General features: G+C 41.8%; 11 protein-coding genes, 5 tRNA genes and 1 pseudogene. 13 read left to right on the top strand and 4 right to left on the bottom strand.

Translation table 11 applies throughout. The annotated features are described in order from the left end of the window. Window positions 1-14: 14 nt before the first annotated feature. Complete coding sequence (locus tag I2I04_RS17340; RefSeq protein ID WP_143259194.1) at window positions 15-485, top strand: low molecular weight protein-tyrosine-phosphatase; 471 nt, start codon at window positions 15-17, stop codon at window positions 483-485. On the opposite strand, the gene I2I04_RS17335 is transcribed toward I2I04_RS17340, so the two are convergent. Continuing rightward, the gene (locus tag I2I04_RS17335) at window positions 460-2,532 is read right to left on the bottom strand and encodes an HD family phosphohydrolase (RefSeq protein WP_195655493.1); all 2,073 of its coding nucleotides are present in this window, start codon (window positions 2,530-2,532) and stop codon (window positions 460-462) included. The two genes, I2I04_RS17340 and I2I04_RS17335, sit on opposite strands and share 26 nt — an antisense overlap. 94 nt (window positions 2,533-2,626) lie before the next feature. On the opposite strand from I2I04_RS17335, the gene gltX reads away from it, so the two are divergent. Together gltX and I2I04_RS17325 are read left to right on the top strand one after the other, a co-directional pair. Beyond that, window positions 2,627-4,144, top strand: coding sequence for a glutamate--tRNA ligase (gltX, locus tag I2I04_RS17330; RefSeq protein WP_195655492.1), 1,518 nt, complete (start codon window positions 2,627-2,629; stop codon window positions 4,142-4,144). A gap of 13 nt (window positions 4,145-4,157) precedes the next feature. Beyond that, window positions 4,158-5,381, top strand: coding sequence for a 3-deoxy-D-manno-octulosonic acid transferase (locus tag I2I04_RS17325; RefSeq protein ID WP_195470680.1), 1,224 nt, complete (start codon window positions 4,158-4,160; stop codon window positions 5,379-5,381). Window positions 5,382-5,459: 78 nt separating this feature from the next. Here I2I04_RS17325 and I2I04_RS17320 read toward each other — a convergent pair. From I2I04_RS17320 to I2I04_RS17310, 3 genes and pseudogenes are all read right to left on the bottom strand, one after another. Continuing rightward, window positions 5,460-6,142: pseudogene (locus I2I04_RS17320) on the bottom strand (peroxiredoxin family protein); the annotation flags it as partial. A gap of 117 nt (window positions 6,143-6,259) precedes the next feature. After that, window positions 6,260-6,775, bottom strand: a complete 516-nt coding sequence (locus I2I04_RS17315) for a gamma carbonic anhydrase family protein (protein ID WP_195470679.1) — start codon at window positions 6,773-6,775, stop codon at window positions 6,260-6,262. A gap of 102 nt (window positions 6,776-6,877) precedes the next feature. Next, window positions 6,878-8,659, bottom strand: a complete 1,782-nt coding sequence (locus I2I04_RS17310) for an aminopeptidase P family protein (RefSeq protein ID WP_195655491.1) — start codon at window positions 8,657-8,659, stop codon at window positions 6,878-6,880. Window positions 8,660-8,846: 187 nt separating this feature from the next. On the opposite strand from I2I04_RS17310, the gene rpsU reads away from it, so the two are divergent. The 10 genes from rpsU (at window position 8,847) to secE (ending at window position 12,399) form a co-directional block, all read left to right on the top strand. Further along, complete coding sequence (gene rpsU / locus I2I04_RS17305; protein WP_002558090.1) at window positions 8,847-9,038, top strand: 30S ribosomal protein S21; 192 nt, start codon at window positions 8,847-8,849, stop codon at window positions 9,036-9,038. A gap of 73 nt (window positions 9,039-9,111) precedes the next feature. Then, window positions 9,112-9,993, top strand: coding sequence for a tyrosine recombinase XerC (xerC, locus tag I2I04_RS17300; protein ID WP_143259187.1), 882 nt, complete (start codon window positions 9,112-9,114; stop codon window positions 9,991-9,993). Between the two features lie 16 nt (window positions 9,994-10,009). Continuing rightward, on the top strand, window positions 10,010-10,309 hold the full coding sequence (hpf, locus tag I2I04_RS17295) for a ribosome hibernation-promoting factor, HPF/YfiA family (protein ID WP_117936364.1): 300 nt from the start codon (window positions 10,010-10,012) through the stop codon (window positions 10,307-10,309). A 97-nt stretch (window positions 10,310-10,406) separates the two neighbouring features. After that, a tRNA-Thr gene (locus I2I04_RS17290) sits at window positions 10,407-10,480 on the top strand. 85 nt (window positions 10,481-10,565) lie between these two features. Beyond that, window positions 10,566-10,648 (top strand) — tRNA-Tyr (locus I2I04_RS17285). Window positions 10,649-10,676: 28 nt separating this feature from the next. After that, a tRNA-Gly gene (locus I2I04_RS17280) sits at window positions 10,677-10,749 on the top strand. Window positions 10,750-10,759: 10 nt separating this feature from the next. Then, a tRNA-Thr gene (locus tag I2I04_RS17275) sits at window positions 10,760-10,831 on the top strand. 51 nt (window positions 10,832-10,882) lie between these two features. Further along, window positions 10,883-12,067 carry an elongation factor Tu gene (gene tuf, locus I2I04_RS17270; RefSeq protein WP_004307553.1) on the top strand — a complete coding sequence of 395 codons (1,185 nt, stop codon included), beginning with the start codon at window positions 10,883-10,885 and terminating at the stop codon, window positions 12,065-12,067. A gap of 53 nt (window positions 12,068-12,120) precedes the next feature. Next, window positions 12,121-12,193: transfer RNA gene (locus tag I2I04_RS17265), tRNA-Trp, on the top strand. A gap of 14 nt (window positions 12,194-12,207) precedes the next feature. After that, window positions 12,208-12,399, top strand: coding sequence for a preprotein translocase subunit SecE (gene secE / locus I2I04_RS17260; protein WP_004296363.1), 192 nt, complete (start codon window positions 12,208-12,210; stop codon window positions 12,397-12,399). The last annotated feature ends 13 nt before the right edge of the window (window positions 12,400-12,412 follow it).

The following is a 12,412-nucleotide window of genomic DNA, read 5'->3' as shown; positions in this document are numbered from 1 at the left end:
TTAAAAGTGAAATTATGAAAAAGATATTGTTTGTCTGCCTTGGAAATATCTGCCGTAGTTCTACGGCTGAAGGCGTGATGCTTCATTTGATAAAAGAAGCGGGACTGGAAAACGAATTTGTGATAGATTCCGCCGGAATCTTGTCTTATCATCAGGGTGAACTGCCGGATAGCCGGATGCGTGCTCACGCGGCCCGTCGCGGATATCAACTGGTGCATCGTTCGCGTCCCGTCCGTACAGAAGATTTCTACCATTTTGATTTGATAATCGGTATGGATGATCGGAACATAGACGATCTGAAAGACAAAGCGCCTTCTCCCGAAGAATGGAAGAAGATTCATCGCATGACGGAGTACTGCACTCGTATTCCCGCGGATCATGTCCCCGACCCCTATTATGGAGGGGCCGAAGGATTTGAATATGTATTGGATGTTTTGGAAGACGCTTGCGCCGGTCTGCTTACTTCTTTAACTCCGGATAGCTGATCCGGGTATGATAAGCAATCTTTAGTTTTTCCTTGAATACAGCTTTCACTGTTGCTATATCCTTGAAAGTGATAGGACATTCCTTAAAGTAACCTTCAGTAACCTGTGAGTCGATAATCTTGTCGACCAGGTTGCTGATTGTTTCTTCCGTATATTCCGGAAGACTGCGTGAGGCAGCTTCCACGGCATCTGCCATCATCAGGATAGCCTGCTCTTTGGTAAACGGATTCGGACCGGGATAAGTGAATAATTCTTCATTCGGCTCTTCGTCCGGATGCTCGTTTTTCCAGGAAATATAGAAATATTTAGTTTTTCCCCGTCCGTGGTGGGTACTAATAAAATTTTTGACCGCTTTAGGCAGATTGTGTTTATCCGCCAGCTTCAATCCATCCGTCACATGACTGATAACGACCTGTGCACTTTGTTCGTAATTCAGATTCTTATGCGGATTAACCCCTCCCGACTGATTTTCCGTAAAGAAAGCCGGATTTTCCATCTTCCCGATATCGTGATACAAAGCTCCCGTACGTACTAACTGACTTTTTGCTCCAATCCGGATGGCGGCTTCGGCTGCCAGATTAGCCACCTGCATGGAATGTTGGAAGGTTCCGGGAACCGTTTCAGACATCTGCCGCAAAAGATCGTTATTGATATTAGAAAGTTCCACCAAAGTTACATTGGAAGTAAATCCGAAAGTCTTTTCCAATAAGAATAATAAAGGATAAGTGAATAATAACAGGATTCCGTTAATGATGAAGTAAGTGTACATGCGTATGTTCAACTTAGAAAAGTCGGTGGAAAGACCATTCTCCGTCATCAGTTCGAAAGCGAAATAAATGGCTGCATAAGTCAGTATCACTAATAAGGCCGTTCGGAAAAGTTGGGATCTCTGCGATAGTTCCCTTAGGCTGAATATCGCCACTAATCCGGCCGCTAACTGCGTTAGAATAAACTCATGAGGGAAGCGCAAGGAGATGGAGCATATCAATATAGTGATGACATGCGTCAGGAAAGCGGTTCTTGAGTCAAGAAAGACACGAATGATAATCGGTAGCATCGCATAGGGGATGATGTACACATTAAATATATTATGTGTCACCATGAAAGCCGTTATGACGCTGTAGAACACAATCAGGGTGAATAGTAGCGACAGACTGCCTTTCCGCTGATAATAGTCTTTTCGGAATAAATCGAGATAGAGCATGAAACAAAGCATCAACATGCCCACAAACAGAATCTGACCACCGAGAATCAAACGGTTTTGTCCCATAGACTTGTTGCGTTTGATGGATTCTTTGCGCAATGATTCGAGGATGTTATAGGTCTGCGGACTAATGATTTCTCCACGGTCAATAATCTTCTGCCCGCTGACTACCAGTCCGTTTGCCCAGGAATAATTATTTAATATCTCCTCTTTGGCGGTCTGGGTGCGTTCTTCGTCAAAAGTGAGGTTGGGAGTAATGTATTCGTTCAGCGCGCATTGTCTTAATACTTCCCGGTTGAAATGGGTCGAGTCAGCTGTCAACAGGTGTTCATACGCTTTCTTTACCGTGTAAATGTTTCCGGTGGCCTGCGGGTTGGCTAGTTTGTCGTCAATCACCATGACGGATGAAGTGCTGTCTTTTTGAAGTTGCTGTATATTCTCTGTCGATACGATACCAGCCTGATAGATTTCTTTTAAGGTACGCTCGATGTACCGCAAATAATCGATGGAAGGAAGAATACCTTTCAGATTAGTGTGGTAATTCTCTTTCAACTTGGCGATTGCGTCTTTCTCAATTTCTTTATTCAATTGATAGTATGGCTGGAAGAAAGCCATCAGACTGTCCTGTTCTCTTTTGACTACCGCGTCGTCTTTATAAATAGGAAAGTCGAAAGTAGCTATTAGCTGCCCGTATTTCCAAGGCTTATTGATATCAAACTGGTAATTGAATTTTCCGTCACGTGGCAGGAAATAGACAATTAGCGTCACAGTGCTCACAAATAGCAGTGATTTATATAGTAAATCTCTCCATGAAAAACTTTTTTTCTTCTTCAAATGTTCCATATCCACTGAAATTTTTGCGAAAAGTACAAAAAAAAACAATAGTGTGGAAAAAAAGGTTTAATTTTGCCACGATTTACCTATACTAACCCAAATTATGGCAGAAAGAAAAGTAAGAGTTCGTTTTGCTCCAAGTCCTACGGGAGCATTGCACATCGGTGGTGTGCGTACAGCTTTGTATAATTATCTATTTGCACGTCAACACGGCGGAGACTTGATATTTCGTATTGAAGATACTGACTCTAACCGGTTTGTTCCGGGAGCGGAAGAGTATATACTCGAATCTTTTAAGTGGTTGGGTATCCACTTTGATGAAGGAGTGAGTTTCGGTGGTGAGTGTGGTCCGTACCGTCAGTCGGAGCGCCGCGAAATCTACAAGAAATATGTGCGGATTTTGCTGGAAAATGGAAAAGCATACATCGCTTTTGATACTCCGGAGGAACTGGACGCTAAGCGTGCCGAAATTGCTAACTTCCAATATGACGCATCTACTCGCGGAATGATGCGCAACTCATTAACCATGCCGAAGGAAGAAGTGGAGGCACTGATTGCTGAAGGCAAACAATACGTCGTTCGTTTCAAAATTGAACCGAATGAAGACGTACATGTGAATGACATGATTCGTGGCGAAGTAATTATCAACTCATCTATTCTGGATGATAAAGTGCTTTATAAATCGGCTGATGAACTGCCTACTTACCATCTGGCAAATATCGTGGACGACCATTTGATGGAAGTTTCCCACGTGATTCGTGGTGAAGAATGGTTGCCTTCCGCTCCTTTGCATGTGTTATTGTACCGTGCTTTCGGGTGGGAAGATACAATGCCGGAATTTGCTCACCTGCCTTTATTGCTGAAACCGGAAGGCAATGGAAAATTAAGCAAACGTGACGGTGACCGTCTCGGATTCCCTGTATTCCCATTGGAATGGCACGATCCGAAATCGGGAGAAATCTCTTCAGGTTATCGTGAATCGGGTTATTTGCCGGAAGCGGTGATTAATTTCCTGGCTTTATTGGGATGGAATCCGGGCAATGACCAGGAAGTGATGTCAATGGACGAATTGATTAAATTGTTTGATCTTCACCGTTGTAGCAAGTCGGGTGCCAAGTTCGACTTTAAAAAAGGAATATGGTTCAACCATCAATATATACAGCAGAAACCTAACGAAGAAATTGCGGAACTGTTTTTGCCTTTCCTGAAAGAACATGGGGTGGAAGCTCCTTTTGAAAAGGTAGTAACTGTGGTTGGCATGATGAAAGATCGTGTAAGTTTCATTAAAGAACTGTGGGACGTATGTAGCTTCTTCTTCGTTGCTCCTACCGAATATGATGAAAAGACGGTGAAGAAACGTTGGAAAGAAGACTCTGCAAAATGTATGACCGAATTGGCAGAGGTGATTGCCGGCATTGAAGACTTTAGTATTGAAGGACAGGAAAAAGTCGTTATGGACTGGATTGAAAAGATGGGTTACCATACGGGTAATATCATGAATGCTTTCCGTCTGACATTGGTCGGTGAAGGAAAAGGACCACACATGTTCGACATTTCCTGGGTATTGGGTAAAGAAGAGACAGTGGCTCGTATGAAGCGGGCTGTAGAGATTTTGAAGTAATCGGCACAGTACTATGCTTTACGACCTGGCAATAGTCATTTATGACTTTATCGTCCATTTGGCTGCTCCGTTTAGCCGTAAGCCCCGAAAGATGATGAAAGGGCATTGGGTGGTGTATGAACTCCTGCGGCAGCAAGTGGAGAAAGGGGAACAGTATATTTGGTTTCACGCTGCTTCACTGGGGGAGTTTGAACAAGGACGTCCTCTGATAGAAATGATTCGTGCGAAGTATCCTAACTATAAGATATTGCTGACATTTTTCTCTCCTTCCGGTTACGAAGTGCGTAAGCATTACCGGGGGGCGGATATTGTCTGCTATCTGCCGTTTGATAAACCGCGGAATGTGAAGAAGTTCCTGGATATTGCAAATCCTTGCATGGCGTTCTTTATCAAATATGAGTTTTGGAAGAATTATCTGGATGAACTTCACAAACGTCGTATTCCGGTATATAGTGTATCGTCTATCTTCCGCCGCGAGCAAATATTCTTTAAATGGTACGGTGGAACTTATCGCAATGTATTGAAAGATTTCGATCATCTGTTTGTTCAGAATGAGGCATCCAAACGTTATTTGTCGAAAATCGGTATCAGCCGTGTGACCGTAGTGGGAGATACCCGCTTTGATCGCGTATTGCAAATCCGTGAAGAAGCGAAAGAGCTCCCGTTGGTGGAGAAATTTAAAGGAAACAATTCCTTCACTTTTGTTGCCGGAAGTTCATGGGGGCCTGACGAAGATTTATTCCTCGAATATTTCAATAATCATCCGGAAATGAAACTGATTATTGCTCCGCATGTGATTGATGAGAATCACTTGGTAGAGATCATCGGTAAATTGAAACGTCCGTATGTACGCTATACCCGTGCTGATGAAAGAAATGTGTTGAAAGCGGATTGCCTCATAATAGACTGCTTCGGGCTGTTATCTTCTATTTACCGTTATGGTGAAATAGCTTATATCGGTGGTGGTTTCGGAGTAGGTATTCATAACACATTGGAAGCGGCTGTATATGGTATTCCGGTGATTTTCGGACCGAAGTATCAGAAATTTATGGAAGCAGTTCAACTGCTGGAAGCAAAAGGCGCTTATTCCATCAAAGATTATGATGAACTGAAAACTTTGCTGGATCGTTTCCTGACGGATGAATTGTTCTTGCGTGAAACAGGAACAAATGCCGGTTATTATGTGACTAGTAATGCCGGAGCCACAGAAAAGATTATGCACATGATTAATTTCTAAATAATATAAAGAATCACCTTTACCACAACTTCTGTGGTAAAGGTGATTCTTTATTTATAAAGGGTTTAGGCACGCTTCTCATTGTTTTTGTATATTTTTAGTCAGCCACTTTGTTTGTATCATATAAATCCATGACTGACCTCTGATTACTTTTCGTATGATTCGTTCTTGGTCTACTATGAAAAAGTAAGGTGCGGCACCACCGGTCTGATATTGTTTGATAACCTCATTTGTTGCATTCAGAATGGTATAATTCAATTCCTTTCGGTTTGAATAATTCCGGATAGCAGATACTTTACGGCTCCAGAATTCTATTGCAATCAGCTCAAACTCTTCACTGTTGAATGATTCTTTTAGCTGTTTCAAGAAGGGGACAGCTGCCTGACAGGCGCCACAACCAATACCTGTAAAGTTGATTAGTATGATTTTGCTTTTGTAGTCGGCTAATGATACCGGCTGTGCTTCTATATTTTCTAATATCCAGCCGGGAGCTTTTTCACCTATGAGACTGGATGTTGTTGGTTCTGCTTTTTCTTTGTGACGGAAATATCATGCGACATCTCTCTTCGTTTTTTATAAGGCAAGTCATTCGATTTGTTGATCCATAACTCATAAATGGAAGTTGTACTGCCGATATCGAATGGAGGAAGTGGTATGTGATAAGCTTTTCCAAAGAACTCAACTTGTTGATTCTCATCAATTATTAATTTAAAATAATAATTATCACTCTCGTCTTTCAGCTCTGTTGTTGTAAATGGTTTGTTTTATTAATGTGGCTATTGGAGTGTCAAATGGGGATCTGAAAAAAATGTTCCCCCTTTTTCTTAAAAACATAAGAGTAAGGAGGAACGAAGTTTTGTTCTCGGTTTCATTTAAAGTTATTCCTTATACCATCGTGAGTACATCAGGTAATTGTGAGCAATTTTTTGATTCAGTTCTTTGGCTTGTTCAGGATCTACCTTTTTTATGAATTTCGCGGGTACTCCTCCCCAAATGCTTCCCGGCTCAATGATGGTATTGCTTAATACCAGGGAACCGGCGGCAACGATTGCTCCTTCACCCACTACGACGTGGTCCAATACAGTTGACCCCATACCCACCAGTGCATAATCTTTGATAGTTGCTCCATGAATGGTGACATTATGCCCTACGGATACGTGATCGCCAATTTCAATAGTCGATTTCTGATATAATGTATGCAAGACACTTCCATCCTGAATGTTGACGCCATTGCCGATTCGTATGGAGTTGACGTCGCCTCTTAATACTGTGCTAAACCAAATGCTACAATCATTTCCTATTTTTACATCTCCTATAATAGTTGCATTATCTGCGAGGAAGCAGTTCTCTCCGATTTCGGGAGTAAAACCCCGTACTGATTTAATTAAAGCCATATGATATTTGTTTCTAATAAAGTTTTTTATTTAATGCAGTTTTGTGTCGTACGACACCCGGGGCTCAGTATGCTTGACACCCGGGTGTCAGACAAGTTTCGTTTAAATGCGAGCAGTCGCCTCTTGTAACCAAACTTTTTCTTCTTCATTAAGATCCGGTGACAACTTCTCGTAGACAGCCTGATGGTAATTGTTTAACCATTCAATTTCTTCATTTGTCAGCATCTCCTTGATGATCCCTTTTTTGCAGATAGGGCATAAAGTGATAGTCTCAAACTTAAGATATTCTCCGAACATTCCCTCTCCATCTTTGCAAACTAATGTCAGGTTCTCCGTACGTATCCCGTGACTGCCTGCTTTATAAACGCCAGGCTCATTGGAGGTAACCATACCGGGCTGCAAAATGACAGGATTCTCATTCATGCGAATGCTTTGTGGACCTTCGTGTACACTCAGGAAATGTCCGACGCCATGTCCTGTGCCATGAAGAAAATTCATTCTGTGGTTCCAGATAGGCATACGCGCTAATACATCGAGCTGGGCTCCACGGGTTCCGGCAGGGAATTTAGCCATAGCCAACGCGATGTGTCCTTTTAATATAAGGGTATAATCCGTTTTTTCTTCTTCTGTAAGTTCACCTAAGGCAATGGTCCGGGTGATGTCAGTGGTTCCGTCCAGATATTGGGCTCCTGAATCTAAGAGTAAAAATCCTCTGGACTGAAGAGTTGCGTCGCTTTCCGGGGTAGCCGAATAATGTACGATTGCCCCGTGCTCTTTATATCCTGCGATCGTGTCGAAACTTTCTCCCATGTAGAGAGGCTGTGCAGCTCTAAACTCATGCAGCTTTTTATCTATACTTAATTCTGTCTCTTTTCCGGTAGGTACGGATTCTTCCAGCCATTTGAGGAATTTAACAAGTGCTACTCCATCCCGTTGCATGGCAGAATGGATGCCGGCAATTTCCTGCTCATTGCGAATCGCTTTCAATAATGCGACAGGCGACTCGCCACGAAGAATAGAACATTGCGGGTTAATGGATGAATAAATAGAATAATTCGTTTTTCGTGGGTCAATCAGAATGTTTTTTCCCGGGAAAGAATTCAGGAATATCTCTACCTCATCATACTTCTGTACTCCAATCTGTCGCTCCTTTAGATAAGTCTCTACCTCTGCCGTCACTTTCTCCGGTGAGATAAAATAAGTCACTTCATCCTGTGTGATTAATAGGTAACTTACTATAACCGGATTGCAATGTACATCGTTTCCTCGTAAATTGAGAGTCCATGCGATCTCGTCGAGCGCGGATATGAATAAAGCATAGACACCTTTCTTTTTTAACTCCGCACGGATGGCGGATATTTTCTCTTCACAGCTTTTTCCTGCATATTTGATATCATGAATAAAGGCAGGAGAATCAGGCATGGCAGGACGGTCTTTCCAAATGCTTCTCAATGGATCTCCAAATATGTCGACCTGTAACTGATGTACTGCCAGTTCTTCTTTCATCTGTTCGACCTGTTGCACAGAGAACATTTTCCCATCAATACTTACAGATTCTCCGGGTTTTAAGTGTTGGCAGAGAAATTCTGTAATACTGGGAGTTTCCGGCAACATCTCTTTATATAATGTAATGCCGCTGCCCTCCAATTCCTCCGTAGCTTGTAAAAAGTAACGTGAATCGGTCCATAATCCTGCTTTGTCCATCAGGATAACCGCTGTTCCGGCAGAACCTGTAAAACCGGAAATCCACTCGCGTGACATCCAGTGGGGAGCCACATATTCGCTAAGATGAGGGTCGGTGCTGGGAATAATGAACGCTTTGATAGAATTGGAATGAAAGGTCATGCGCAGTGCATGCACTCGCTCTTTTATGCTCTGTTTCATACTTTATTATATTATTATAGACATGTAAGTGTTTCAAAGGTACTAACTTTCTGCATTTAATGACTTGTTTATGAATAGTTTTTGAGAAATATTTGCCGAAAGTTTTGTGAATAAAGAAAGTATGTGTAATTTTGCGGCGCAATTTGACTGCGGAATTTTTTAATCATAACATATTAATAGTAACAAAATGATTGTAGTACCTGTAAAAGAAGGCGAAAACATTGAAAAAGCGCTGAAGAAGTTTAAAAGAAAATTTGAAAAGACTGGCATTGTAAAAGAGTTGAGAAGCAGACAACAGTTTGACAAACCGTCTGTAACTAAAAGACTTAAGAAAGAACGTGCAGTTTATGTACAACAACTTCAGCAAGTAGAAGATTAATAATTCGTAAATTCCTTTGAATTATTGAATTCTTTTCATACATTCGTTGCACGATTTTAGATGTAGCGATATTATGTTGATAGAATCTTTTCTTGATTATCTCCAGTATGAGCGGAACTATTCTGAAAAAACCGTTCTTGCGTACGGTGAAGATATAAAGCAACTGCAGGAGTTTGCTCAGGAAGAGTATGGAAAATTTAATCCGTTAGAGGTCGAGGCGGAACTGATTCGTGAATGGATTGTTTCATTGATGGATAAGGGATATACCTCAACTTCTGTAAATCGTAAGCTAAGTTCACTCCGAACGTTTTACAAGTATCTCTTGAGGCAGGGAGAAACGACTATAGATCCTTTACGTAAAATAAAAGGGCCTAAAAACAAAAAGCCGTTACCTGTGTTCTTAAAAGAGAACGAAATGAATCGGTTGTTGGATGAAACGGACTTTGGTGAAGGATTTAAAGGCTGTCGGGATCGGTTGATTATTGAAGTGTTTTATGCTACCGGCATAAGGCTTTCGGAACTGATAGGCTTGGACGATAAGGATGTAGATTTTTCGGGCTCTCTTCTAAAAGTGACCGGGAAAAGAAACAAGCAACGGCTGATTCCGTTTGGTGACGAACTGCGGGAGTTGATGCTTGAGTATATTAATGTAAGAAACGAAATGATTCCGGAAAGGTCGGATGCTTTCTTTATTAGAGAGAACGGTGAACGGCTTTACAAGAATCTAGTCTATAATTTAGTGAAACGGAACCTGTCAAAGGTGGCGACGTTGAAGAAAAAGAGTCCTCACGTGTTGAGGCATACTTTTGCTACCACAATGCTGAACAATGAAGCAGAATTGGGGGCGGTAAAAGAACTTTTGGGTCACGAGAGCATAACAACTACCGAGATCTACACACATGCCACATTTGAAGAACTTAAAAAAGTGTATAAACAAGCTCATCCAAGAGCTTAAAAAAAAGGAGGTAAGTATGGATATTAGAATTCAATCAATTCACTTTGATGCGTCGGAGCAATTGCAGGCATTTATTCAGAAGAAAGTGTCCAAGTTGGAAAAATATTACGAAGATATAAAGAAAGTAGAGGTGTCATTAAAGGTAGTTAAACCAGAAGTTGCTGAAAACAAGGAAGCGGGCATTAAAATATTGATCCCAAATGGAGAGTTTTATGCAAGCAAAGTATGCGATACATTTGAAGAAGCAATTGATTTGGATGTGGAAGCGCTCGGGAAACAGCTGGTTAAATACAAGGAAAAGCAACGTAGCAAATAAAAAAATCCCAAATATTTTGCGGGAAAGAAATAAATAACTAAATTTGCAGCCGTTTCGCTCGCGTTAGAACGTGACGGTTGCATTTTTTAGTAAGTTTGCCTCTTTAGCTCAGTTGGCCAGAGCACGTGATTTGTAATCTCGGGGTCGTTGGTTCGAATCCGACAAGAGGCTCAAAAAGAAACCGAAGAACAAAGATAGAACATCTGTCTTTATCATATTGTTTGAAAATAGTTCTTCTATTTCTTGATTTAGAAAAGGGCAAATACCAGAGTGGCCAAATGGGGCAGACTGTAAATCTGCTGGCTTACGCCTTCGGTGGTTCGAATCCATCTTTGCCCACAATCAGAGTGACAACTTTGGCAAGAATGCGGAAGTAGCTCAGTTGATAGAGCATTAGCCTTCCAAGCTGAGGGTCGCGGGTTTGAGCCCCGTCTTCCGCTCTCTTTTCTTGCTGTTATAGCTCAGTGGTAGAGCACTTCCTTGGTAAGGAAGAGGTCCCGGGTTCAAATCCCGGTAACAGCTCATAAAGGATGTAAATGCTGATTATTAATCAAATAAATAACAAGTAAAGCTATGGCTAAAGAGAAATTTGAACGTACCAAACCGCACGTAAACATTGGTACAATCGGTCACGTAGACCACGGTAAGACAACGTTGACAGCTGCTATCACTACTGTGTTGGCAAAGAAAGGTCTTTCAGAATTGCGTTCTTTCGATTCTATCGACAACGCTCCTGAAGAAAAAGAAAGAGGTATTACTATCAATACTTCTCACGTTGAATATCAAACAGCTAACCGTCACTATGCACACGTAGACTGCCCGGGTCACGCCGACTACGTAAAGAACATGGTAACTGGTGCTGCTCAGATGGACGGTGCTATCATCGTTTGTGCTGCAACTGATGGTCCGATGCCTCAAACTCGCGAACACATCCTGTTGGCTCGTCAGGTAAACGTACCTCGTCTGGTTGTATTCTTGAACAAGTGCGATATGGTAGACGACGAAGAAATGTTGGAACTCGTTGAAATGGAAATGAGAGAACTTCTTTCATTCTATGATTTCGATGGTGACAATACTCCTATCATCCGTGGTTCTGCTCTTGGCGCATTGAACGGTGTTGAAAAATGGGAAGATAAAGTTATGGAACTGATGGATGCAGTTGATAACTGGATTCCACTGCCTCCGCGCGATGTTGATAAACCATTCTTGATGCCGGTTGAAGACGTGTTCTCTATCACAGGTCGTGGTACTGTAGCAACAGGTCGTATCGAAACTGGTGTTATCCACGTTGGTGATGAAATCGAAATCCTTGGTTTAGGTGAAGATAAGAAATCAGTTGTAACTGGTGTTGAAATGTTCCGCAAACTGTTGGATCAAGGTGAAGCTGGTGATAACGTAGGTCTTTTGCTCCGTGGTATTGACAAGAACGAAATCAAACGTGGTATGGTTCTTTGTAAACCGGGTCAGATTAAACCGCACTCTAAATTCAAAGCTGAGGTTTATATCTTGAAGAAAGAAGAAGGTGGTCGTCACACTCCGTTCCACAACAAATACCGTCCTCAGTTCTACTTGCGTACTATGGACTGTACAGGTGAAATCACTTTGCCGGAAGGAACAGAAATGGTAATGCCGGGTGATAACGTAACTATTACAGTTGAGTTGATCTACCCAGTAGCATTGAACCCGGGTCTTCGTTTCGCTATCCGCGAAGGTGGACGTACGGTAGGTGCTGGTCAGATTACTGAAATTATCGACTAATACACAATAATTAATCAGTTCCCGGTTTTCCATCGGGAACTGATTATGTACACACGGGAGTAGCTCAGTTGGTAGAGCACCGGTCTCCAAAACCGGGTGTCGGGAGTTCGAGCCTCTCCTCCCGTGCTAATATTATTGAAATGAAAAAGGTAATAGCTTATATTAAAGAATCTTACGACGAACTTGTACATAAAGTATCGTGGCCTACGTATTCTGAACTTGCTAACAGTGCAGTAGTTGTTTTATATGCTTCCCTGCTTATTGCATTGGTAGTATGGGGTATGGATGTCTGTTTCCAGAACTTCATGGAAAAAATCGTTTATCCACATTAAAAAATTAGGAATT

Origin of the sequence: Bacteroides sp. 1001136B_160425_E2, from assembly GCF_015559655.1 — a bacterium.
Lineage (GTDB): Bacteria > Bacteroidota > Bacteroidia > Bacteroidales > Bacteroidaceae > Bacteroides > Bacteroides luhongzhouii.
This window is presented reverse-complemented; position numbering and strand designations above follow the sequence as displayed.

Coding starts and splice junctions, on each gene's coding strand:
- I2I04_RS17340 (WP_143259194.1), top strand. CDS start 15: ATGAAAAAGATATTGTTTGTCTGCCTTGGAAATATCTGCCGTAGTTCT.
- I2I04_RS17335 (WP_195655493.1), bottom strand. CDS start 2,532: ATGGAACATTTGAAGAAGAAAAAAAGTTTTTCATGGAGAGATTTACTA.
- gltX (WP_195655492.1), top strand. CDS start 2,627: ATGGCAGAAAGAAAAGTAAGAGTTCGTTTTGCTCCAAGTCCTACGGGA.
- I2I04_RS17325 (WP_195470680.1), top strand. CDS start 4,158: ATGCTTTACGACCTGGCAATAGTCATTTATGACTTTATCGTCCATTTG.
- I2I04_RS17315 (WP_195470679.1), bottom strand. CDS start 6,775: ATGGCTTTAATTAAATCAGTACGGGGTTTTACTCCCGAAATCGGAGAG.
- I2I04_RS17310 (WP_195655491.1), bottom strand. CDS start 8,659: ATGAAACAGAGCATAAAAGAGCGAGTGCATGCACTGCGCATGACCTTT.
- rpsU (WP_002558090.1), top strand. CDS start 8,847: ATGATTGTAGTACCTGTAAAAGAAGGCGAAAACATTGAAAAAGCGCTG.
- xerC (WP_143259187.1), top strand. CDS start 9,112: ATGTTGATAGAATCTTTTCTTGATTATCTCCAGTATGAGCGGAACTAT.
- hpf (WP_117936364.1), top strand. CDS start 10,010: ATGGATATTAGAATTCAATCAATTCACTTTGATGCGTCGGAGCAATTG.
- tuf (WP_004307553.1), top strand. CDS start 10,883: ATGGCTAAAGAGAAATTTGAACGTACCAAACCGCACGTAAACATTGGT.
- secE (WP_004296363.1), top strand. CDS start 12,208: ATGAAAAAGGTAATAGCTTATATTAAAGAATCTTACGACGAACTTGTA.